The 21,640-nt window shown below is 64.5% G+C and carries 24 protein-coding genes; 10 read left to right on the top strand and 14 right to left on the bottom strand.

What is annotated here, in order from left to right:
- Positions 1-95 precede the first annotated feature (95 nt).
- The 3 genes from arsJ (at position 96) to L1F06_RS16785 (ending at position 3,491) form a co-directional block, all read left to right on the top strand.
- Entirely contained in the window at positions 96-1,322 is a 1,227-nt protein-coding gene (gene arsJ / locus L1F06_RS16795; RefSeq protein ID WP_129481487.1) for an organoarsenical effux MFS transporter ArsJ, read from the top strand.
- Between the two features lie 172 nt (positions 1,323-1,494).
- Positions 1,495-1,974 (top strand): hypothetical protein, encoded by a 480-nt coding sequence (locus L1F06_RS16790; RefSeq protein WP_129481486.1) that lies wholly within the window; start codon positions 1,495-1,497, stop codon positions 1,972-1,974.
- A 206-nt stretch (positions 1,975-2,180) separates the two neighbouring features.
- Positions 2,181-3,491 (top strand): CitMHS family transporter, encoded by a 1,311-nt coding sequence (locus tag L1F06_RS16785; RefSeq protein WP_003245367.1) that lies wholly within the window; start codon positions 2,181-2,183, stop codon positions 3,489-3,491.
- Between the two features lie 109 nt (positions 3,492-3,600).
- Here L1F06_RS16785 and L1F06_RS16780 read toward each other — a convergent pair whose 3' ends face one another.
- From L1F06_RS16780 to L1F06_RS16765, 4 genes are all read right to left on the bottom strand, one after another.
- A complete protein-coding gene (locus L1F06_RS16780; protein ID WP_129481485.1) occupies positions 3,601-4,059 on the bottom strand; it encodes a DUF2846 domain-containing protein in 459 nt (152 codons plus the stop codon).
- 220 nt (positions 4,060-4,279) lie between these two features.
- On the bottom strand, positions 4,280-4,837 hold the full coding sequence (locus L1F06_RS16775; protein ID WP_129481484.1) for a COG3904 family protein: 558 nt from the start codon (positions 4,835-4,837) through the stop codon (positions 4,280-4,282).
- 65 nt (positions 4,838-4,902) lie between these two features.
- Complete coding sequence (locus tag L1F06_RS16770; RefSeq protein WP_096826069.1) at positions 4,903-6,102, bottom strand: MFS transporter; 1,200 nt, start codon at positions 6,100-6,102, stop codon at positions 4,903-4,905.
- 75 nt (positions 6,103-6,177) lie between these two features.
- Positions 6,178-7,101 carry a LysR family transcriptional regulator gene (locus L1F06_RS16765; protein ID WP_129481817.1) on the bottom strand — a complete coding sequence of 308 codons (924 nt, stop codon included), beginning with the start codon at positions 7,099-7,101 and terminating at the stop codon, positions 6,178-6,180.
- Between the two features lie 287 nt (positions 7,102-7,388).
- Here L1F06_RS16765 and L1F06_RS16760 point away from each other — a divergent pair, with 287 nt between their 5' ends.
- Together L1F06_RS16760 and L1F06_RS16755 are read left to right on the top strand one after the other, a co-directional pair.
- A complete protein-coding gene (locus L1F06_RS16760) occupies positions 7,389-8,438 on the top strand; it encodes an SDR family oxidoreductase (protein ID WP_129481483.1) in 1,050 nt (349 codons plus the stop codon).
- 46 nt (positions 8,439-8,484) lie between these two features.
- Entirely contained in the window at positions 8,485-9,801 is a 1,317-nt protein-coding gene (locus L1F06_RS16755) for an NTP/NDP exchange transporter (protein ID WP_129481482.1), read from the top strand.
- 56 nt (positions 9,802-9,857) lie between these two features.
- Here L1F06_RS16755 and L1F06_RS16750 read toward each other — a convergent pair whose 3' ends face one another.
- Positions 9,858-10,559, bottom strand: coding sequence for a glutathione S-transferase N-terminal domain-containing protein (locus L1F06_RS16750; RefSeq protein WP_012018088.1), 702 nt, complete (start codon positions 10,557-10,559; stop codon positions 9,858-9,860).
- Between the two features lie 175 nt (positions 10,560-10,734).
- Between L1F06_RS16750 and L1F06_RS16745 the strand changes: the two genes are divergently transcribed.
- On the top strand, positions 10,735-11,172 hold the full coding sequence (locus L1F06_RS16745) for an HIT family protein (protein WP_003245352.1): 438 nt from the start codon (positions 10,735-10,737) through the stop codon (positions 11,170-11,172).
- A 53-nt stretch (positions 11,173-11,225) separates the two neighbouring features.
- Here the strand turns inward: L1F06_RS16745 and L1F06_RS16740 are convergent, their stop codons facing one another.
- Positions 11,226-11,492 (bottom strand): DUF2790 domain-containing protein, encoded by a 267-nt coding sequence (locus L1F06_RS16740; protein WP_003245351.1) that lies wholly within the window; start codon positions 11,490-11,492, stop codon positions 11,226-11,228.
- 184 nt (positions 11,493-11,676) lie between these two features.
- Between L1F06_RS16740 and L1F06_RS16735 the strand changes: the two genes are divergently transcribed.
- Together L1F06_RS16735 and L1F06_RS16730 are read left to right on the top strand one after the other, a co-directional pair.
- Positions 11,677-12,102 carry a hypothetical protein gene (locus L1F06_RS16735; protein ID WP_003245349.1) on the top strand — a complete coding sequence of 142 codons (426 nt, stop codon included), beginning with the start codon at positions 11,677-11,679 and terminating at the stop codon, positions 12,100-12,102.
- 104 nt (positions 12,103-12,206) lie between these two features.
- The gene (locus L1F06_RS16730; RefSeq protein WP_252576678.1) at positions 12,207-13,451 is read left to right on the top strand and encodes an FAD-dependent oxidoreductase; all 1,245 of its coding nucleotides are present in this window, start codon (positions 12,207-12,209) and stop codon (positions 13,449-13,451) included.
- Position 13,452: 1 nt separating this feature from the next.
- On the opposite strand, the gene L1F06_RS16725 is transcribed toward L1F06_RS16730, so the two are convergent.
- The 6 genes from L1F06_RS16725 to L1F06_RS16695 form a co-directional block, all read right to left on the bottom strand.
- Complete coding sequence (locus L1F06_RS16725; protein ID WP_129481480.1) at positions 13,453-13,932, bottom strand: DUF2247 family protein; 480 nt, start codon at positions 13,930-13,932, stop codon at positions 13,453-13,455.
- 53 nt (positions 13,933-13,985) lie between these two features.
- Positions 13,986-14,459, bottom strand: a complete 474-nt coding sequence (locus tag L1F06_RS16720; protein WP_129481479.1) for a hypothetical protein — start codon at positions 14,457-14,459, stop codon at positions 13,986-13,988.
- A 192-nt stretch (positions 14,460-14,651) separates the two neighbouring features.
- The gene (locus L1F06_RS16715) at positions 14,652-15,104 is read right to left on the bottom strand and encodes a hypothetical protein (protein WP_003245341.1); all 453 of its coding nucleotides are present in this window, start codon (positions 15,102-15,104) and stop codon (positions 14,652-14,654) included.
- A gap of 520 nt (positions 15,105-15,624) precedes the next feature.
- Positions 15,625-16,080, bottom strand: coding sequence for a hypothetical protein (locus L1F06_RS16705; protein ID WP_252576677.1), 456 nt, complete (start codon positions 16,078-16,080; stop codon positions 15,625-15,627).
- A gap of 34 nt (positions 16,081-16,114) precedes the next feature.
- Complete coding sequence (locus tag L1F06_RS16700) at positions 16,115-16,465, bottom strand: hypothetical protein (protein ID WP_252576675.1); 351 nt, start codon at positions 16,463-16,465, stop codon at positions 16,115-16,117.
- Positions 16,466-16,615: 150 nt separating this feature from the next.
- Positions 16,616-17,368, bottom strand: coding sequence for a tetratricopeptide repeat protein (locus L1F06_RS16695; protein WP_003245337.1), 753 nt, complete (start codon positions 17,366-17,368; stop codon positions 16,616-16,618).
- A 142-nt stretch (positions 17,369-17,510) separates the two neighbouring features.
- On the opposite strand from L1F06_RS16695, the gene pnuC reads away from it, so the two are divergent.
- Positions 17,511-18,077 carry a nicotinamide riboside transporter PnuC gene (gene pnuC / locus L1F06_RS16690; protein ID WP_129481478.1) on the top strand — a complete coding sequence of 189 codons (567 nt, stop codon included), beginning with the start codon at positions 17,511-17,513 and terminating at the stop codon, positions 18,075-18,077.
- A 1-nt stretch (position 18,078) separates the two neighbouring features.
- Positions 18,079-19,119, top strand: coding sequence for an AAA family ATPase (locus L1F06_RS16685; RefSeq protein WP_129481477.1), 1,041 nt, complete (start codon positions 18,079-18,081; stop codon positions 19,117-19,119).
- 9 nt (positions 19,120-19,128) lie between these two features.
- Here the strand turns inward: L1F06_RS16685 and L1F06_RS16680 are convergent, their stop codons facing one another.
- Both L1F06_RS16680 and L1F06_RS16675 read right to left on the bottom strand, forming a co-directional pair.
- The gene (locus tag L1F06_RS16680; RefSeq protein ID WP_012018099.1) at positions 19,129-19,866 is read right to left on the bottom strand and encodes a substrate-binding periplasmic protein; all 738 of its coding nucleotides are present in this window, start codon (positions 19,864-19,866) and stop codon (positions 19,129-19,131) included.
- A complete protein-coding gene (locus L1F06_RS16675; protein ID WP_129481475.1) occupies positions 19,866-21,476 on the bottom strand; it encodes an FMN-binding glutamate synthase family protein in 1,611 nt (536 codons plus the stop codon). The genes L1F06_RS16680 and L1F06_RS16675 overlap by 1 nt, the downstream gene beginning before the upstream one ends.
- Positions 21,477-21,640 lie beyond the last annotated feature (164 nt).

Raw genomic sequence — 21,640 nt, 5'->3', positions numbered from 1 at the left:
GCATGCTCGTTAGGAAGCGCCATGGTGCGCGCGGCGCACCCTACGCTTGAGGCCAGCCCTCCGGCCGCTATAACGCCCGATCAGGAAATTACGCCATGCACGCCCTCGCACGACTCTCTCCGGAGATCCGTCAGTACCTCTTGGTAACCGGCAACTACTGGGCCTTTACTCTTACCGACGGCGCCCTGCGCATGCTGGTGGTGCTGCACTTTCACAGCCTCGGCTACACGCCGCTGCAGATTGCCGCGCTGTTTCTGTTCTACGAGATATTCGGCGTGGTCACCAACCTGGTGGGCGGTTACCTGGGCGCGCGGCTGGGGCTCAATCGCACCATGAACATCGGCCTGGGCATGCAGGTGCTGGCGCTGCTGATGCTCACCGTGCCGGCCGCCTGGTTGACGGTGCCCTGGGTCATGGGGGCGCAGGCGCTGTCCGGTATCGCCAAGGATCTGAACAAGATGAGCGCCAAGAGCTCGATCAAGCTCCTGGTGCCGGACACTCAGCAGGGCACGCTGTACAAGTGGGTGGCCATCCTCACCGGCTCGAAGAATGCGCTCAAGGGCGTGGGCTTCTTCCTCGGTGGCGCGCTGCTCGCCGTGCTTGGCTTTACCGGTGCGGTGCTGGCCATGGCCGCCGCGCTGGCGCTGATCTGGCTGGCCAGCCTGGTGCTGCTGAAGAAGGATCTGGGCAAAGCCAAGGCCAAGCCGAAGTTTCGCGACATGCTCTCCAAAAGCCGGGCGATCAACATCCTCTCGGCTGCCCGGCTGTTTCTCTTCGGTGCGCGCGACGTCTGGTTCGTGGTGGCGCTGCCGGTGTACCTGAGCTCCGTATTCGGCTGGGACTTCTGGCTGGTCGGCGGCTTTCTCGCCAGCTGGGTGATCGGTTACGGCATCGTGCAATCGGTTGCCCCGCGTATCACCGGCAAGCGAAGCGGACATGTGCCGGACGGCCGCGCCGCGTTCCTCTGGGCGGCATCGCTGGCGGGGCTGCCGGCGCTGATCGCCCTGGGGCTGGGCGCCGGCTGGTCGGCGCAGGTGGTATTGCTAGGCGGCCTGCTGCTGTTCGGCGTGCTGTTCGCGGTGAATTCCTCGCTGCACAGCTACCTGATCGTCAGCTACGCCAAGGAAGACGGCGTATCGCTGGACGTAGGCTTCTACTACATGTCCAACGCGCTGGGGCGGCTGATCGGCACGCTGCTCTCGGGCTGGGTGTTCCAGGCCTATGGGCTGGCGGCCTGCTTGTGGGTCTCCAGCGCCTTCGTGCTCGCCGCCGCGCTGATCTCCATCGCCTTGCCCAGGCACGGCATGCAGCCGGCGCGCTGACCCGGGCTTTCACGAGATTGACGGCGTGCCAGCGCCGTCGAACTCAGAGCGCTTTGAGCGAAAGCGCTCCGGCGAACCGGCGGCTTCGCCCCTTTACCCAGCGGGCCGCATACAATGGTGGCTCGATTTTCCACGCCACCCGATGGCTGCAGCAGACAAGGGATTCGCCTCCATGGCCTCACTGGATAAACAGAAAAAGCGCGCTCAACGGGCCAAGACCAAGGCCAGGCAGAACCGCATGGGCAAACCCAAGGCCCATGCCGTGCATCCGGTTCTGGCCAACCCGCTGATCGACGAGCCCTTCGACGATGTGGCCATCGACCTCAGCACCTTCGATTTCCAGGACATCGCCGAGAACGGTTTCGACCCGGCGGATTTCGACGATCTGTTCCAGACCATGAAGTTCGCGGAAGGCATCAGTCTGCTGGCGCTGTGCGTGGTGTTCCTGCAGTACCCGGTGCTGGAGCTGGTGGTCTCCGAGGAGTCGGAGGACGCCGCCACCGATTTCATGATGGGCCTGCTGATCGTCTATCGCTCGATCTACCACGATGAGGACGAGGAAGCGGCCGTGGCCTGGGTGGGCAGCGACGCCTTCCAGCAGGCCTACAACGAGGCGTCGGTCATCCTGCAGAAGAAGAACGCCCGCGCTTAGCGTTTTTCCGCCCGACGTGCGCCGGGCGGTTTGCAAGCCTGATGCTGCATGCCCTTGAACGTCTGGGCAGGCTCCCGATCGAACGACATATCCCCTGACATTTCCTGTAGCTGCCGCACCCCGCTTAAAGGTTATTGAAAGGTTGGCGGCTTAGCCTCCGCGCGCGCCTTTCGTGCGATCTACAAGAAAAAAGAGGAGAAATCGGTTTGTTGACTCTGATCGGCCTGCTGACCATTTGCAGCCTGGTGGTGCTGCTGCTCATCGGGCGCATGTCGCCTGTTCTGCCGTTGATCGTGGTGCCGCTGCTCGGCGCCCTGGCCGCGGGTTTCGGCCCGGAGGCGATTTCCGGATTCTTCACCGATGGCATCGGCCGGGTAACCGCGATCGCCACCATGTTCGTCTTCGCCATCACCTTCTTCGGCGTGTTGCAGGACACCGGACTGTTCCGCCCGCTGATCGGCGGCATGGTGCGCCTGACCCGCGGCAACGTCATCGCCGTGACCGTGGCCACGGCCATCATCGGCATGCTGGCGCATCTCGACGGTGCCGGCGCCACCACCTTCCTGCTGACCATTCCTGCGCTGCTGCCGCTGTACAAGCAGCTGCGCATGAGCCCCTACCTGATGCTTCTGCTGCTGGCGCTCGGTGCCGGCATCTTCAACATGTTGCCCTGGGCCGGGCCCTTGGGCCGTGCTTCGGCGGTGACCGGCATCGAAGTCACCGAACTGTGGCGGCCGCTGATCACCATCCAGGGCGTCGGCGTGGTGCTGCTGATCGCCCTGGCGGCGCTGCTGGGGTGGCGCGAGCAGCGCCGTATCGCCGCAGGCAAGGCCGGCGACGAAGGCGTGCTGGTGGAAACCACCAGCGACCTGCACGAGCCGAGCGCCGAGGAGCGCGAGCTGGAGCGTCCGCGTTTGCTCTGGGCCAATGCCGCGTTGTTCCTCGCGGTGCTGGTGTCGCTGTTCTCCGGCGTGCTGCCGGCCGGCTACATCTTCATGATCGGCCTGTGCCTGGCGCTGCTGATCAACTATCCGGGCGGCAAGGCACAGATGCAGCGCATCTCGGCCCATGCACCGGCTGCCTTGAGCATGGGCATGATCATCCTGGCGGCGGGCTCGATGCTCGGCATCTTTACCGGCACCGGCATGCTCACCTCCATCGCCAAGGACCTGGCCGGTGTGCTGCCCGCGCCGCTGGTGGGGCAGATGCATATCGTGCTCGGCCTGTTCGGCCTGCCGATGGAGCTGATGCTGAGCACCGACGCCTACTACTTCGGCCTGCTGCCGGTGACGCTGGAAGTGGTCGGTGGCCAGGGCGTGGAGCCGGCCAGCGTGGTCTATGCGCTGACCATCGGCAACATCATCGGTACCTTCATCAGCCCCTTCTCGCCGGCGCTATGGCTGGCGCTGGGCCTGGCCGGGCTGGACCTGGGTCGGCACATCCGCTACTCGCTGTGGTGGATGTGGGGCTTCTCGCTGGTGCTGTTCGGCGCGGCCTGGGGGCTGGGTTTGTTCTAACCTGCATGCGCGCGAATAAACACGCCGCGCTCCTTTCGAGGGGCGCGGCGTTTTTTATGAGGGAGCACTGCCGGAGAGGGCTGGCCCCGGCCTCGGTTGGGGGTGGGCGTTACTTGGAGCAATTGCCCTTGCTGGCCATCTCCAGTTTCGATACGGCTTGCTTGCCTTCTTGCTCGTTGACCAGTTCCAGATTGGCACCGCCGACGAACACTCCCATTTTGATGTACTGCTTGACGAAGTAATTCTTGCCGCTTTCGGTCTTGACCAGCAGATCGTTCGGAGAGAACTCGGATTCGGTAGAAATCTTGTGTTCGACATCACCCTTGACCTGTTCGTAGAAGAACACGTTGGGTGCTGATTCGCCGATGCATTTATCGTTGAGCCAAATGTCCTTCTTCAGCGCAGTGCCTGCACCCGAGGTGCGGTAGATATAGAGTCCGGCGCTACCGGCCGGTGGCGTGGGGTACTGCTTGGCTGCGGCAGAAGCGTTCTTGTCTTCCATGGGGACCGATGCACAGCCGACGAGCAGCGAGGATGCGAAGGCAGCAAAGGCCAGTTTCTTCAACATGATGACTCCGGAGTCTGTGGAATGAGAACGGCACAGCAGGAAGGCTCGACGGCATGGGTTGTTGGGCGTCGAGATTCCGGTCACGGAAGAGGAGTGGCACGAGGAGAGGGGCTTGCCCGCATGCATCGCTGCGCATGATCGAATTCCGTTTCTTTGATGGCGTATTGCTATGCCGGCCGAGACAATATCCATTTGTTTCGCTTCGGGCAAGGATGCCTTGTCATTTCAGCCGATAGCGCGCCAGGTCGTCCCGGGTCAGCAGCTGCAGGCGGCCAGGCGCCACCTTGTAGATGTCCTCGGCCAGGGAGATATCGACGCCCATGTCGCGAAAGTACTTGGCCGGGCTGAAATGCTCGCGGCCGTGGGCGGCCTGCGCCTGGGCCGAGTCGCCGGCAGGGAAGGGCGGGCGGCGCAGGGCCACGTGGCCGTTGACGGTGCGCTTGGTGCCGGCGGCCAGCAGGTAGATGCAGCTGCCCTGGCAGATGCCACCGGAAGGCACCAGCGCCTCGAAGCCGGTTTCCCGCAGCAGGCGGCCCATGCGAATGGCCTCCGGCGCGCTGCCGCCGATGCTGTCGAGCAGCACGATCTTGCGCTTGTGCTTGCCGGGATGGGCGCGCAGGCCCTGCAGCAACTTTTCGTAGTCGCCGGGCACTATCTCTTCGGAAATCTTCGCCGCCAGCAGGCCGTCGTGAAACTCGACCTCAACCCTGGCCTGGGCATGGAGCGGGGCGAGCAGGGCAGTGCCGATCAGGGCGAAGCGCAGAAGCTGGGCAATCATCGAATGGGTTCATGACGGTGGCTCGGGAGGCAGAAGATACCTGTCGCAGCACCGTCATGCATCCCTCAGTTCCGCACGTTGCGCTGCTGCACCTTCCAGGCCCAGGCGAACAGCGCCAGGCCAGCGATGGCGGTGATGGCGCCGATATAGCCGGTGACGGTCCAGCTCATACCGGCGCTGATGGCCAGGCCGCCGAGCCAGGGACCGAGGGCATTGGCGAGGTTGAACGCGGCGTGGTTGGAGGCGGCCGCCAGCGTCTGCGCGCCGGTGGCGACGTCCATCAGGTGGGTCTGCAATGCGGGGCCGAGGGCGATCATGGTGCCGATGGCGAAGATCGCCGGCAGGATGGTCCAGAGGCTGTGCGCGGCGAAGGGGAAGACCAGCAGCACCAGGGTGCTCCACGCCAGGATCCAGGCCACGGCACGCAGGCGCAGGCGATCGAACAGCCAGCCGCCGGCGCTGTTGCCGACGATGCAGCCGGCACCGAACACGCCCATGGCCAGGGGAATCCAGCCGGGGCCGACCTGGGTGACGTGCAGCAGTGTGGGCGCCATGTAGCTGAACACGCAGAACATGCCGGCGAAACCGATGGCGCCGATGCCCAGGGCCAGCCAGATCGGCGCACGGTTGAAGGCGCGCAGCTCGCCCTTGGGGCTGCTGCGCTGCTCGTTGGGATCGGCCGGCAGGAAGATCGCCACCATGGCGATGGTGGTGATGGCGATGATGCCGACCAGGGCGAAGGCGTAGCGCCAGCTCATGAACTGGCCGAGCCAGGTGGCCAGCGGGTTGCCGATCAGGATGGCCACGGTCAGGCCGGCCAGCACCCGGCTCACCGCCTTGGCGCGTTTGTGCGGCGGCGCCATGGACGCGGCCACCAGCATGGCGATGCCGAAGTAGGCGCCGTGGGGCAGGCCGGCGATGAAGCGGAAGATCAGCAGCGGCTCGTAGCCCGGCGCCAGGGCGCTGGCGAAGTTGCCAAGGGCGAAGCAGCCCATCAGCAGCAGAAGCAGGACGCGCCTGGGCAGGCGTGCGCCGAGCAGGGCGAGGGTCGGTGCGCCGACCACCACGCCCAGGGCGTAGGCGCTGATCACATGGCCGACCTGCGGTTCGCTGACGCCAAGGTCGGCGGCGACGTTGGGCATCAGGCCCATGATGGCGAACTCGCCGGTGCCGATGGCGAAGCCGCCGAGGGCCAGGGCGAGCTGAATGAGGAGAATCGCGCCAGGCGACAGCGAGGTCGCGGCAGTGGCGGCAGGGTTGTTCATCGGGAGGACCTGGCAGGTAAAAGCAAGCGCGCGATTATAATCTCCGAGCGCATTGCCTGGATATTCGCGGCCGCTCTATTTCGGGCTTTGAGACGAATGGTCGGGTGTATTCAGGGCCTTCACGTAGTCGACGAAGGCGCGCAGCGGCGCCGGCACATGGCGCCTGCTGTGGTAGTACAGATAGGGCCCTTCGAAGTGCTGCCACCAGTCATGCAGGATGGGTTGCAGCTGACCGCTGGCGAGGTGCGCGGCGATGTATTCCTCGAAGGTGTAGAGGATGCCGTGGCCTGTGCAGGCCGCGGCGATCAGCAGGTCCTGCGATGAGCTGACCAACCTGCCCTCCGGGGCGATGCGCAAGGTGCGTCCATCCTGCTCGAACTCCCACACACCCAGCTTGCCGCTGGCGAAGCGGTAGCCGAGCAGGCGGTGCTCGCTCAGTTCGCCGGGATGCTGCGGCGTGCCGTGGCGCTGCAGATAGCTGGGCGCGGCAACCGCCATGAAACACTGCCGGCGCGGCCCGATGGGGATGGCGATCATGTCCTTGGCCAGGCTTTCCTCGTAGCGGATGCCGGCGTCGTAACCGGCGCCGATCACGTCGATGAAGGTGTTGTCCATGTTCACCTCCAGCGCGATGCCGGGGTAACGCGCGAGAAAACCGTCCAGCAGCGGCGGCAGGATGTGCCGCGCGATCACGCCCGGTACATGCAGGCGCAGCGAGCCGACCGGATGCTGCGGGTCTTCCTGCAGGTCGTTCAGCGCGGCGTTGATCTCGTCCAGCGCCGGGCGCAGGCGCTCCAGCAGACGCGCACCGATTTCCGTCGGCGTCAGGCCGCGGGTGGTGCGGTTGAGCAGGCGCACGCCCAGTTCCTGTTCCAGGCGGCGTACGCAGTCGCTGAGCGACGAGGCTGAGGTGCCGCGGCGCTGCGCCGCCGCACGAAAACCGCCTGCCTCGACCACGGCGGCGAACAGAGCGATGTCGGAGAGGTTCGGCTGGCGCATGGGCGTCGACTGGGCAATGACGAAGCGTCCGATGATGCGGCGCAGCGCCCGCTTTGCCAATCCTGGGCGCTGTAGCCCGGATGAAATCCGGGAATGCCTACCAACCGCCCCGGATTGCACCTGGGCTACGCAGCTGATCGATGCTGGCAATACCCGGTAACTGTACGCCTGGCCGTATACCGTGTTCGCTCGTGACCGGCTTATCGAACAGTGTTTCTACTCGCACCCTATGTCCTGCGCCGTTGCCTGGTTTGGCGCATCGAGCTAACGGATAGGAGGAAGCTGCAATGAGCAAGAGAAACGAAGCGGGGCTGGGCCATACGCGCCGTGATGCACTGAAGCTGTTCGGCATGGTGGGCGGCAGTCTTGCCTTGCAGGGGGTGCTGGGCGGCATACCGAGGTTCGCCTGGGCCGACACCGCAACGGGCTGGCAGGCGACGGACATGCCGCCTTTGACCGGCAAGCGCATGCTGGTCACCGGCGGCAGCAGCGGCATGGGCTTCGAGGATGCTCTGGCGCTCAGCCGCGCTGGCGCGCAGGTGATCATCGCCGCGCGCAACTCGCAGCGTGGCGCCGAGAGCATCGAACGCATTCGTGCCCAGGTGCCGCAGGCCCAGTTGCGTTTCGAACAGCTGGACCTGGCCGACCTGGCCTCGGTACGCAGCCTGGCTCAGCGCCTGAATGCCGAGGGTGAGGCACTGGACGTGCTGATCAACAATGCCGCGATCATGGCGCCGCCGCAGCGCGGCGTGTCTCGCGACGGTTTCGAGATGCAGCTGGCGACCAACTTCCTCGGCCATTTCGCCCTGACCGGTTTGCTCCTGTCGTCGCTGCGCAAGTCATCCGATCCGCGCGTGGTGACGCTGGCGAGCATCGCCGTCAATCGTGGCCGGATCGATTTCGACGACCTGCAGTCCGAGCGCAGCTACGACCCCTATGCGGCTTACGCCCAGTCGAAGCTGGCCTGTCTGATGATGGCTTTCGAGCTGCAGCGGCGCAGTCTGGCCAACAACTGGGGCGTGCGCAGCATCGCCGCGCATCCTGGCGTGGCCGTCACCGAGCTGGTCGAGCGCGGGCCGGGACTGGACAGCGAGTTCGCCCGCCAGTGGGCGAAGGATCGCGAGGTCTATCACTCGGCGGCGCAGGGCGCGCTGTCGTCACTGTTTGCGGCGACGGCGGCCGAGGCCGAGGGTGGCCGTTACTACGGGCCGACCGGCGAAGAGGAAAAGCGCGGCCCCCTGGGGCTGGCCAAGGTACCGGCTGCTGCGGCGGATGCCGCTGATGCGGCGCGCCTGTGGTCGGTGGCCGAGCGCCTAACGGGCGTGAAGTACGGCTGAATCATCTCGGCGCGCCGTGCAGGCGCGCCCCTTCGAGGAATTTGCCATGTCATCGTTAAGCATGTCGCAGCGCGTGGCCGTGGCCATCAACGCGCAGCGCAACGAGCTGTGGCCGGCGCTGGCCGGTTTCGCCCTGTTCTTCTGCCTGTTCTCGGGCTACTTCATGCTGCGGCCGATCCGCGAGGCCATGGGCATCGTCTCCGGCGTGGAGAACCTGCAGTGGCTGTTCACCGCCACCTTCGTGGTGATGCTGATCGCGGTGCCGCTGTTCGCCTGGCTGAGTTCGCGGGTGCCGCGGCTCCACTTCATCGACTGGGTGTATGGCTTCTTCACCCTGAACCTGGCGTTGTTCGCCCTGTTGTTCTTCGGTGCGGATGAAAGCGTGTGGCTGGCGCGCAGCTTCTACGTGTGGATTTCGGTCTACAACCTGTTCGTCGTCTCGGTGGCCTGGAGCCTGATGGCCGACGTGTTTGACAGCGAGCAGGCCAAGCGCCTGTTTGCCTTCATCGCCGCCGGTGCCAGTGTCGGCGGCCTGGTCGGCCCGGCGCTGAGTGCCTTGCTGGTGAGCACGCTGGGGCAGAGTGGCTTGATCCTGCTGGCCGCGGTGTTGCTGGCCGTAGCGCTGTCGCTGAAACAGGTGTTGATGCGCTGGCGCGAGCAGGGTGGCGCGGGACGGGCAGGCGCGGTGCAGGCGGAGAGCCCGCGGCGCCCGGTACCGGGCAACCCGTTCAGCGGTCTGATGCGCGTGCTGTCTTCGCCCTACCTGTTTGGTATCGCCGGTTTCGTCATCCTGCTGGCCACGGCCAGCACCTTTCTCTACTTCGAGCAGGCTCGCCTGGTGGCCGAGCTGTTTCCGGATCGCGCCGCGCAGGTGCGGGTGTTCGGGGTGATCGACTTCGTGGTGCAGGCCGGCGCGCTGATCGCCCAGCTGTTCATCACCGGGCGCATTGCGCGACGCCTGGGTGTGCGCGTGCTGCTGGCCTGCGTGCCGCTGCTGGTGTGTGTCGGCTTCATCGGCCTGGCCTTGATGCCGACCTTCGCCATGCTGGCAGCGCTGATGATCGTGCGGCGCATCGGTGAATACGCCTTCGTGCGGCCGGGGCGGGAGATGCTCTTCGCGCCGCTGGATGCCGAGAGCAAGTACAAGGCGAAGAACTTCATCGACACCGTGGTCTACCGCGCCGGCGATGCGATGAGTGGCTGGCTCAAGAGCCTGCTGGACATGCTCGCCCAGGGCGCCTGGCTGGTGGCGCTGGTGGGTGCGGCCAGCGCAGCGCTGTGGGGGTTGCTCGGCTGGTATCTGGGCGGGCAGGCCGATCAGCGCGGTGCCGAGCAGCAGGTGGCCAGGGCCAGCCAGGCCTAGCTCGACCCGGCGGGAAGGGCGCTGCGGGAGCCGGCATGCCGACTCCCGTGACACGATCAGCCGCGTGCCGGAATGGTCAGGCCGCGCTGTACCGCCGGGCGGGCGAGGAAGGCGTCGAGCACGCGGCGCACGTTGGCGAAGCGCTCGAACTGCACCAGCTCGGCGGCTTCGTAGAAGCCCACCAGGTTGCGAATCCAGGGGAACACGGCGATGTCGGCGATGCTGTACTCGCCGGCGATCCAGTCGCGGCCCTGCAGGTGCTGGTCGAGCACGCCGAGCAGGCGCGCCGATTCGGCCACGTAACGGTCGCGCGGACGCTTGTCTTCGTACTCGCTGCCGGCGAACTTGTGGAAGAAACCGAGCTGGCCGAACATCGGGCCGACACCGCCCATCTGCCACATCAGCCACTGGATGGTCTGGTAGCGCACCGCAGGCGACTGCGACAGCAACTTGCCGGTCTTTTCCGCGAGGTAGAGCAGAATCGCGCCGGACTCGAACAGCGCCAGCGGCTGTCCCTCGGGGCCATTGGGGTCGAGGATGGCGGGAATCTTGTTGTTGGGGCTCAGGGAGAGAAACTCCGGGCTGAACTGATCGTTGCTGTCGAAGCTGACCAGATGCGCCTCGTAGGGCAGGCCGATTTCCTCCAGCATGATCGAGACCTTGACGCCGTTGGGCGTGGGCAGCGAGTAGAGCTGCAGGTGCTCGGGATGCTGGGCGGGCCATTTGCGGGTGATGTCGAACGAGCTGAGGTCGGTCATGTGGGTTCCATATCGAATGGGCCTGAGAAAGGGCGATCAGAACACGAGCGTTCGCCGCGTGGAAAATCGATCCAGCTGCTATTAGTCATCGACTTGAACGATCCTGCCCGGTTCCCTGCGCGCCAGCGAGTCGGTATGGTGCAGGTTTCCTCCACCCGGCACGGAGCCCATCGGCATGAGCCTGCACGGTACCTACGATCCCCAGAACATCTTCGCTCAGATCATTCGTGGCGAAGCGCCTTGCTACAAGCTGTACGAGGACGACGATGTCTTGGCCTTCCTCGATCTTTTTCCGCAGTCCCACGGCCACAGCCTGGTGATCCCCAAGCGCGCCGCGGCGCGCAACATCCTGGAAATCGACGAAGCCAGCCTGGCCAAGGTCATGGCGGTGGTGCAGAAGCTCACGCGCGCCCTGGTCGACGAGCTGCAGCCGGCGGGTGTACAGGTCGCGCAGTTCAACGGCGCGCCTGCGGGGCAGACGGTCTTCCATATCCACATGCACGTGATCCCGCGCTTTCCCGGCGAGCAGCTGGGCATTCATGCCGCCAACAAGGCCGACCCGGCCGAGCTGGAGGCGCTGCAGGCGCGTCTGGTCAAGCGTCTGCAAGGCTGAAACGACAATGCCCCGGTCGCATGATGCGGCCGGGGCATTGCTCAGCGTGCGGCTCAACCGTTCTGGCTGCTCAGCCCGCCCCATTCCATGAAGCGTACGGCGTGCACTTCGCCCTGGCTGTCACGGTAGACCATGACGCTGGGCACCACGCCGCTCTTGCGGCTGTTGTCGGTGCGCTGCAGGACCTGGTCGATGTCCAGCTGCATGCCGTACTGGTATTCCTGAACTTCCACCTTGGAGTGGGCAGGCGCCTTTTCGCTGGCGAAGGCCAGGGGGGCGAATACGGCGAGAACGGTGGCGTTGAGGGCTGCGAATTTCATCTTGATAATCTCCGATCTGGGGCGCCTGGAAGGTTGGCGCTGGGGTCGAGAGAGATGAAAACATTCGTCGCTTCGCCGTAGAAATCGATGCTTGTGTTACCGAAGATCGCTGTCATCGATACCTTGCCCGAACGCCTGGCTGCACCAATACTCAGGCGGCATTCACCCGCCCATGGAGGGCTTCATGCGTTCGATCCTCATCGCGTTGCCGTTGTTGCTGTTGGCCGGTTGCTCCTCCTTTCGAGGTGATCCGGAGAACATTCGTCCCGTCCCGCAAGAGCGCCTGCTGGCGTTTCAGCAAACCCAGGCCAACGGCGCGCAGATCGTGGTCAATCGCGACTTCGGCATGATGGGCGGCGGCTGCTACGTGGCCATCGAAGTGGATCGCAAGGTCGCCGCGCGTATCGGCGTCGGTGAGGTCGCAACCTTCCAGGTACCGCCTGGCACCCGCGTGGTGGGCATCACCCCGGACCGCATGGACGACACCCTCTGCGGCATGGGCCGCCTGCTGCGCGAAGTGGCGGTGCCGGTGAAGGCCGGGGAAACCCATCACCTGCGTATCGTCAGCCAGAATCGTGGGGGCTTCGACATCCTGCCGGATGGGCGCTGACGGCTGACTTGCGCGGCGCATCAAGCAGTCTCGCAGGCGATGCGGGTAGTATCTGCCGCCTCGAGTCAGGGAGAGCAGTTTTGAACGGATTGCCGATAGCCATAGTGGGAGCCGGAACCGCCGGCCTGGCCGCTGCGATTTTCCTCGCCCGCCAGGGCCATGCGGTGCGCCTGCTGGAGCGCGTCGAACGGCTGCAGCCGGTGGGCGCCGGCATTCTCCTGCAACCCTCCGGTCTGGCCGTGCTGCAACGGCTGGGGCTGCTCGCCGAATGCACTGCCCTGGGCGCGCCGGTCAGCCGCCTGTATGGCACCAGCTGCCAGGGACGGGTGATCCTCGATACCCGTTATCACGACTGGCAGCCGGGCAGTTTCGGCCTGGGCATTCACCGCGGCGTGCTGATGACGGCGCTGCTCAATGCCGCGCAGCGTGCCGGTGTGCAGGTGGAAACCGGCGTCAACGTCAGCCGCTTCGAGCAGGCCAGCAGTCATATCCGCCTGCTGAGTCAGGACCAACCCCTGGGGGATTTCGCCGCATTGATCCTGGCCGATGGCACGCGTTCGGCATTGCGCGCGCAGATGCCGGTACGCCAGTGGTCGCGGCCCTATCCCTGGGGCGCGCTCTGGAGCATGCTGCCGACCGCGGCATCCACCGAGACCGGCGAATTGCGCCAGTGGTACCGCGGCTGCCGGGAAATGTTCGGGCTGATGCCCACCGGCAGTACCCACCAGGCTCGCGACCTGCCTCTGACCAGTCTGTTCTGGAGCCTGCCCTTGAGCGAGCACGAGGCCTGGCGCCAGGCCGGCCTGGATGCCTGGAAAACCCGCGTGCGCCGTCTGGCTGGCGAGGCGGCGGAGGCCTATCTGCAGCGCATCGATGACCCGCAACAGCTGACCCTGGCGGCCTATGCCGATGTGCGCATGCAGCGCTGGCACGCTGGCCGTGTGTTGGCCATCGGCGATTGCGCCCACGCCATGAGCCCGCAACTGGGGCAGGGTGCCAACATGGCCCTGGTGGATGCCGCCGCGCTGGCCGATGCCCTGGGCGAGGCCGCTGACGCCACGCAGCAGACACTGGACTGGAACGCCACCTTCACCCGCTACGGCGATGCCCGCCGCGATCACCTGCGGTACTACCGCCAGGCCAGCCGTTTGTTGACGCCGCTGTTCCAATCCCACAGCAACACCCTGGCGGTGCTACGCGATATCGCCCTGACACTTGCCCGCCACAACCGCTTCGGCCGCCAGCATGCGGTCAGCACCCTGGTTGGCGCGCGCAGCGGCTGGTTGTGGCCGGGTGCGCAGCAGCGCGAGCTGCATGCCTGGAAGGGGGAGCGGGAGGCGTGGGAGTAGCCTACCTGCCGCTGTCGCTGGCAAAGCGCTGTTCCAGAGCAGCGACGACTTGAGGTAGCGCATCGATCGGATCGACATCGTTTTGCCCGTAGATGCTGCATGAGGCCATATCGTCCGGGTAGCCGAACTCTGCATAGAGCTCCTGCAACCGTTCGATCTTGTCCTCATCGGCAAGCGAGGCATGTTGCAGATCCGAGAGCATGGCTAGCCGCCATTTCTCCAGAACATGCGACCGTTTTTCCTGAAGATCGATACCCTCTTTCTTGCACAGGGTTGCCAGCACGGCGACTACTTCATCATCGCTCAGGGCATCGCTGCCGGCCAGAACGGAAATATCACTGTCCTGCTGACCGGCAGACAGTAGCCTGAAGGCATGCTCGGAGACGGCGTCCTTGTTTATCCAGCCGTTATTCAAACCGATCGCCAGGGTCGGCCAGTCAACCAGGTTGCGCTTAGCAAGCTCGGGAAAATAATCGTTCATTACTAGATTTGCACCGGTGTTGCTCTATCAGCTGTGAAGAGCGTGCGCAGATATCATTGACCCGTGTTTATGGCGATCAGCGGCTGGTCACTCCAGGCAACCTGGTTTTCAGCAAACAGGCCGTGGAGCGCTGCGGCAAGCCCCTGACTTAGCTCCCCTTGAGGGAGATCACGAACTCCATACTTCTCGATAAGGCTATGGCATCTGTCAGTGGCACTGATATCCCAGAGGTACCAATGTGAGGTTTCCTCGATGTCCGAGCTGAAAGGGTCATGGCGGGCAAGTGATTTTATGTAATCGAGTGCAGCGGATTTTTGCGTTGATGAGTCGTCAGCTTTCAACGCAGGGATATAGAGGAGGTCGCTGGCGAGGAGGCGATAGAGGGTGTCTACGGCTAGCTGCCAACGCAAAGTAGTGCCCTTGCTGCTTGTCAGCCCGCTGGTCATGGCATCCGCGCAATAACTGTCGTAGCAGAACACGCGTAGCCAGTCTTGAACTTTAAGCTCAGGGTGTTCAGCTGTGCTCATTAAGCATTTCCAGTTTTGAGAATTTAAGCTTTAGCGGCTTGCTATTGTTTATCTGAATTCCGCCCTCTTTGAGGTTTTTCAACCATTTCGGCTGCCAGCATGCGGTCAGCAATTTTGGCGGCGCGCAACGGTTGGATATAGGTGGGCGCACTGAAGCGAGAGCCCGAGCGAGCTCATCATCCAATTTGCGTTCTAGAGGGATTGCTTCGTGATAGTGATGAATACTTCGCCGCTATCCGGATCGGCAATATATCGGGCCTCTCCGCATGAGCTTTCATGTCCGGCAAGCAGGGTTCTGTTCCAGCATGCTGCAATAATCTTGGCCAGTTCTGTCGCTTGCTCGGTCGTCAACTCATCGAACAGGCCCGTTATTTCCAAAAGGTTCATCCAGTACTGGGCATGATCAGCATCCTGAGTGGCTGCCATGAGTTCCTGATGGCGTTCACTGTCGAAGAGCTCAAGGATGAACGCCCTGCCGTCGACCACCTTTATCTCGGGCGAGAATAGCCGCGCGTAGCTGATCAGAAAGTCGAAGTGCAAGGGGGTCGTTGCGTAAACAGCTTGCACGTAATCCATTTCGGAGAGCTTCTTATTGCCATTGGCCCGTTGAAAGTCTGCAAGGCTGAAAGGCTTGTGGTCATGCATGGCTAACCTCGTGGGATTTCATCTGGGCGAGCAGGGCGCACTCTGCCCTTGTCGATTATTTCGCGCCCGTCCGGCGTCGTGTTTTTCCCGGCCTCCTTTACGTTGGGGCGGGGTATTCCACCGTGGTCCTGTCCAGATCCACGGTATTGCTTCCAGGTTCCATCACCGTTATGAGTCGTGTATTGGCCGTCCCTGCCCGGTCTCTCAATGATCGAATGCGGCCTTCCTTCAGCTTCGGGTAGTGGCTCGGGAGGCTTGTTCCTGCCCTTCCTCGGGGAGCCTCTAATGTCGGAGCCATCCATAGGGGCAAGCGTGCCCGGTAGCACGTCCCTCGGCCTTTCCACCTCAACCGTTCGTGCCCCAGTCCCGCTACCTCTCGCCCTGCCACCTCGTCTGATCCTTGCCCGTTTCAGCGCCGCGCCCAGGCGTCTGAAGGCATTGCCCAGACGTGCAAGCTTGTCCAGATAGCTTACCGATGCCGCACCACGCGCGGCCAGGCCGATGCCGCCGGTAAAGACGATCAGCAGGGCGGCAAGCACGATTTCGAACAGTGCGCCGCCGCTGAACTCGGCGACCTCCTCGACGTTCTGTGCCTTGGCATAGTCGACGGCGAAGCGGCCGAGCATGGCCTTGCTGGGGCCGTCTTCGTAGTGAAACAGGCCAGTTCGTAGGTTTCGGCCAGTTGCTCACGGGTGATGCTGCTCGGGTCGAAGCCCAGTGCCTCCACCAGCTCCCGATGTTGCTCGGCGCTGAACTGGCGATTGTACGCGGCCAGCCAGGTTTCTCCCTCGCTGGCGCGCGCCTGCCAGGCGCTGCGCAGGGCATTGGAGAAGGTGGTGAAGGGATTGACCAGATCGGAGAATTCCTTGGCGGTCCTGAGCAGACCCCAGGCGCCGAGTAAGAAGCCATTGCCTACGGCCAGTTGTCGATGCAGGTAATTGGAGAGGGCGCTGCGCTGATCCTGAATGGCCTGCAACCGAGCTGCTTCTGCGCGTTCCGCGGCAAGGATTTCATCCAGCGCTGCCTGCAGTTCGGCGCGCGCTGGCGATGTCGCTGTTCACATCGGTATCGGCGAGTAGTTGCGCCTCGTATTCTCTGCCCTGAATGGTCTGAATCAGGCTGCTTCGGGCGTCCAGGCTGCCGCGCACGGGGCTGCCGCCGGCCGGGGTGAGGCTGTAGGGCAGGTTGGCGCCAAGGCATTCGCCGTTGTCCCAGACGAAGCGCAGCCCGACCAGGCAACTGCTGCTCTGGGCGGCGGTGCCTTCCAGCGGGCGCGGTGCTTGTCTGTGGAAGTCGCCGTTGTAGGGCGCCGGCGTCGGTGCGGGGCGTTCGTTGCGATTGTTGGGGACGTAGCCGCTCATCGTCGTGCATCCATGCTGCAGCCAGCGATATGCCGGCAGGGTCGATCGTCAACGGCCGATGCTAACCAAGGACCCATGCGCAAAGTCTTGCGCAGTGGCGGGCCGGCTTTGCTTTTTGTGATACATGCACGCAAAAAATGGCGTGGCGGTTCAGCCGCGCTGCAGCTCGAGCAGCGCTTTCTGGCTGAGGTCCAGCCACTCCTTGTGTAGAACTCGATAGTGCCGGGCGGAGCGGCGGGCGTGGGTGTGGATCTGCTGCAGCAGATCCACGGCCTCGCGCTGGCGTCCCATCCGGCGCAGCAGCAGGGCATAGCGGTAATTGGCCTCGGGGCTGGCGCAGTAGCTGCCGAGGGCGCGGTATTCCTCTTCGGCCTTGAGCTCGTTGCCCTGGCCTTCTAGCGCGCGGGCATACAGCAGGTGGCCGTCGCTGGAGCGGAAGTCGGGGTTGTGGGCGATCAGTTGATCGAGGCTCGCCTGACAGCCGGCAAAATCGCCCAGGGCGAAGCGTGCTCGGGCCAGGCCGAGGAGGATGTCGGGTGCGTCGCTGTGAATTCCGCGCAGGGCGATTTGATAGTGCTTGGCGGCCTCTTCGGCCTGGCCCATGCGCAGCAGCTCATCGGCCAGGTTGACGCGGGTATCGCGTGTGTCGCGGATTTCCAGTTCGTCGCGCAGGGCGCGCAGATGACGCTCGGGGTCGATGCTGTCGTGCAGTCGGTTCAATGCCTTTCGGCCGCGCCGGCTGCCAAGCAGGTCGGGCAGCATGATGCCGAGGAAGTAGATCAGGCAACCGAGACCAGGCAGTGCGATGATCAGGTATAGCCAGTAGCGTTCCTGACCACTGCGCACCACGTGGAGGCCACAGGTGACTTGGCAGGCGATGACCAGCAGGGCGAGCAGGGGCATGGTGCGGTCCAGTCCTTTGGAGTGCAATGGGGCACCTATCAGAGCATGGATCGCGCGCCCTTGTCAGGTGATGCGTGCACGGCTGTGGCGCACATCACGTGATAGGCTGCGCGGCGGATTCCATGTTCATAAGGATGCGTGCATGCCGTCGTCGCTGGAGATTTTCGCCAACCTCTTCTACCTGGTTTCGGTGCTGCTGGCGGCGCGCAACTCCGTGCATACCTGGGCGGTCGGGCTGGTCGGTTGTGCGCTGTTCGGCTGGCTGTTTTTCAGCGTGCAGCTGTATGCGGACGTGACCTTGCAGGGCTTTTTCATCGCCACCAGTCTGCTGGGCTGGTGGAGCTGGTTGCGTGGACGCGACGGTGACCCCATGCCGATCAGCCGTACGGCCTGGCGGGGGCTGGCCCTGGCGCTTGGTTTGGCGGTGCTGGTGGCGCTGGCCTACGGGGCCTTGCTGCTTCATTTCACCGACGCCTACGCGCCCTTTATCGATTCCCTGGTGCTGACCTTCAGCGTGCTGGCGCAATTGCTGCTGATGCGCCGCAAGCTGGAGACCTGGTACGGCTGGCTACTGGTCAACACCCTGGCAGTGCCATTGTTCGCCTCGCGTGAGCTGTACCTGACCGCCTTCATCTACCTGCTGTTCTGGTGCAATGCCTGGTACGGCCTGTATCGCTGGCGCCGTGAACTGAACGCGCAGGCGGCCTGAGATGAGCAAGCGATTCGCCCGTGGGCTGGTGGTGGGCAAGTTCGCGCCGCTGCATCTGGGGCACGAATGGCTGATCCGCCAGGCGCAGGCGCAGTGCGAGCAGCTGTTTCTGCTCAGCTGGGCGCGGCCGGAGCTGCCGGGCTGCGAACCCGAGCGACGTGCAGCCTGGTTGCGGCTGCGTTTTCCCGAACTGGCCAGTTGGGTGGTCACGCCTGAATGGGTCGAGCAGCGGCGCGCTCAGGGCCTGCAGTTACCGGACCTACCTGATGAGCAGGAGCCCGACGCCGTACAGCGCCAGTTCGTCGCCGCGTTCTGCCTGGCCGAGTTGGGCCAGCCGGTGGATGCAGTCTTTACCAGCGAGGCCTATGGCGATGGTTTCGCTGCGCATTTGGCGCGCTGTTTCGGGCGGCCGGTGCAGCATGTCGAGATCGACCGCGCGCGCATTCAGGTGCCGGTGTCCGGTACGCGACTGCGCGCCGACATCCACGGCCTGCGCCAGTATCTGGCACCGCAGGTCTACGGCGATTTCGTCGAGCGCATCGCTCTGCTTGGTGGTGAGTCCACTGGCAAGAGCAGCCTCGCCCTGGCGTTGGCCGAGACGCTGGGGACGCGGCATGCCGCCGAATATGGCCGAGAACTGTGGGAAGAGCAGGGCGGTGTGCTGGCCTATGAGGATCTGCTGCGCATCGGCCGCACCCAGGTCAACCGGGAGCAGAGCCTGGCCGGGCAGTGCCGGCGTTATCTGGTATGCGACACCACGCCGCTGACCACGCTGTTCTACTGCCGCGAGCTGTTCGGCCGTGCCGAGCCCGAGCTGGAGCGCCTGGCCGAGCGGCATTACCAGCATCTGTTCCTGTGCGCCGACGACTTTCCCTTCGTGCAGGACGGTACGCGGCGCGACGAGACGTTCCGCCGTCGGCAGAACCAGTGGTACGAACAGGAGCTGCAGCGGCGCGGATGGCCTTTCACGCGCCTGACGGGGTCGCCGATGCAGCGCCTCGAACAGGTGCTGCGGCACCTGGGCAGGAGCCCGGCGAGCTAGTCCCGTGTTTCAGCGATAACGGGAGAGAATGGCGTCGAGCTCGCCATCCTCCTTCATCTGTACCAGGGCTCGCAGCAGCGCCTGGGTGGGCACGTCCGGCGCATCGCGCACGAGGCAGGAAAGCGCATCGGCGCTGAGCTCGGCCAGTGCACGCAGGCGTTTTTCCTCCGGCAGGTCGCGGTTGAACCAGGCCAGGGTCAGCTCGTTGCTGACCGCGTAGCGATAGCGCCCGGCCTCCAGCTTCTCCAGTACCAGCTCCTGCGTGCGGGCATCTTCGCGCTGCACCTGGCCGCTGGCGAACAGGGCGTCCAGGTGCGGGTAGCTGAACCCCAGCACGGTACCCAGGCGCTCGCCGGGCAGCTGCGCCAGGCTGATGTCGGCTTCGTCGTGGCGCCCGACGATCAGGTCGCGCTGCACCATGAACGGCTGGCTCCAGGTGTACTGATGGTGCGGTTCGCTGAGCCAGCTCGGGTTGACGTAGCAGCGCACGTCGATTTCGCCCCTGGCCAGCAGACGCTGTACGCGCAGGCGCGGCATCACCAGCAGTTCGGCGCGGCGGCCGACCTTTTCCGCCAGACGCGTCTGCAGGTCGTAGAGAATGCCGGACGTGGCGCGGCCATCTTCGATGCGGATCATCGGCATGGCCCAGCCCTCGGTTACCGAGAAGCGCAGCGGGCGTTGTTCCTGCGCGGTGGCCGCCAGGCTGAGCAAGCACAGTACCGCGAACGGCAGCAGGCGCATGCGCATCAGGCCGGCGCCGGCTCGAAACTGTCGGCGCGGGCCATGCGCCACATGCGCTCGTAGAACTCGCCCTCGATCTGGCCGCCGAGCAGTTCGCCCGGTGCGAGGAACACGTGCTGCTGGGCGAACAGCTTGATCTCGGTGGCCGACAGGCGCTGCACCAGGTGCTTGGCATCGATCTGCGAGGGGTGGTCCAAGCCGGCAGCGGCGAGCATCTCGGCCAGCGCCTTGAGTGTGTTGCGGTGGAAGTTGTAGACGCGCTGGGCCTTGTCCTCGACCACCAGAGCGCGCTGGCGCAATGGGTCCTGTGTCGCCACGCCGGTGGGGCACTTGTTGGTGTGGCAGCTTTGGCTCTGGATGCAGCCGATGGCGAACATGAAGCCGCGTGCCGAGTTGGCCCAGTCGGCGCCGATGGCCAGCACGCGGGCGATGTCGAAGGCGCTGACGATCTTGCCGCTGGCGCCGAGCTTGATCTTGTCGCGCAGGTTGCTGCCGACCAGGGTGTTGTGCACGAACAGCAAACCTTCGCGCAGCGGCACGCCGAGGTGATCGGTGAATTCCAGCGGCGCTGCACCGGTGCCGCCCTCCTTGCCGTCGACGACGATGAAGTCGGGCAGGATGCCGGTCTCCAGCATGGCCTTGACGATGCCCATGAACTCCCAGGGATGGCCCAGGCAGAACTTGAAGCCCACCGGCTTGCCGCCGGACAGCTCGCGCAGCTGGGCGATGAACTGCAGCAGCTCGATGGGAGTGGAGAAGGCGCTATGGCGCGAGGGCGAGATGCAATCCTCACCCATGGGCACGCCACGGGTGCTGGCGATTTCCTCGGTGACCTTGTGCCTGGGCAGGATGCCGCCATGGCCCGGTTTGGCACCCTGGCTGAGCTTGATCTCGATCATCTTCACTTGCGGGCTGGCCGCCTGGCCGGCGAAGCGCTCGGGGTCGAAGCGGCCGTCCGAGGCGCGGCAGCCGAAATAGCCGCTGCCCAGTTCCCACACCAGATCGCCGCCGTGCTCGCGGTGGTAGGGGCTGATGCTGCCCTCGCCGGTGTCGTGATAGAACTCGCCTAGCTTGGCGCCCTGGTTCAGGGCGCGGATGGCGTTGGCGCTGAGCGAGCCGAAGCTCATCGCCGAAATGTTGAACAGCGATGCCGAGTACGGCTGGCTGCACTGCGGCCCGCCGATCTCCACGCGAAAGCTGCACGGGTCGCTCAGCGGCGCCGGACGCATGGAGTGGCTGATGAATTCGAAGCCGTTCTGGTACACGTCGCTGAGGGTGCCGAAGGGCTTGTCGGCGCCCTCGTTCTTGGCGCGGGCGTAGACCAGCGAGCGCTGGGCGCGGGAGAAGGGCAGCTGCTCGGCGTCGCCTTCGAGCAGATACTGGCGAATCTCCGGGCGGATGCCTTCGACCAGGTAACGGATATTGCCCAGGATCGGGTAGTTGCGCCTGACCGCCTGACGTTTCTGCAGCAGGTCGCCGATACCGATCAGGCTGAGCGCGCCAGTGAGCAAGGCGAACGGCCACAGCCATTGATGATGGAGAAAGGGCAGGCTGACCAGGGTGAACAGCACACAGAAGACGAAGAACGCGTAGCGGCTGAGTAGCGAGAGGTTCATACGGGCTCCTGAATGCGGATCAGAATAGCACTTTAGACCAAACGGCTATATGTGGTCAGGTTATGTCCAGTCAGACACTATTAAGGGCTGAGGACGAACCGCTGCGCCCTGTGGCACACTCAGTGGCCCGGAGCCAACCATCGTAAGAGCTTGGCCCAAGTCCC

The organism is Pseudomonas hydrolytica, from assembly GCF_021495345.1.
GTDB classification, from domain to species: Bacteria; Pseudomonadota; Gammaproteobacteria; order Pseudomonadales; family Pseudomonadaceae; genus Aquipseudomonas; species Aquipseudomonas hydrolytica.
This window is presented reverse-complemented; position numbering and strand designations above follow the sequence as displayed.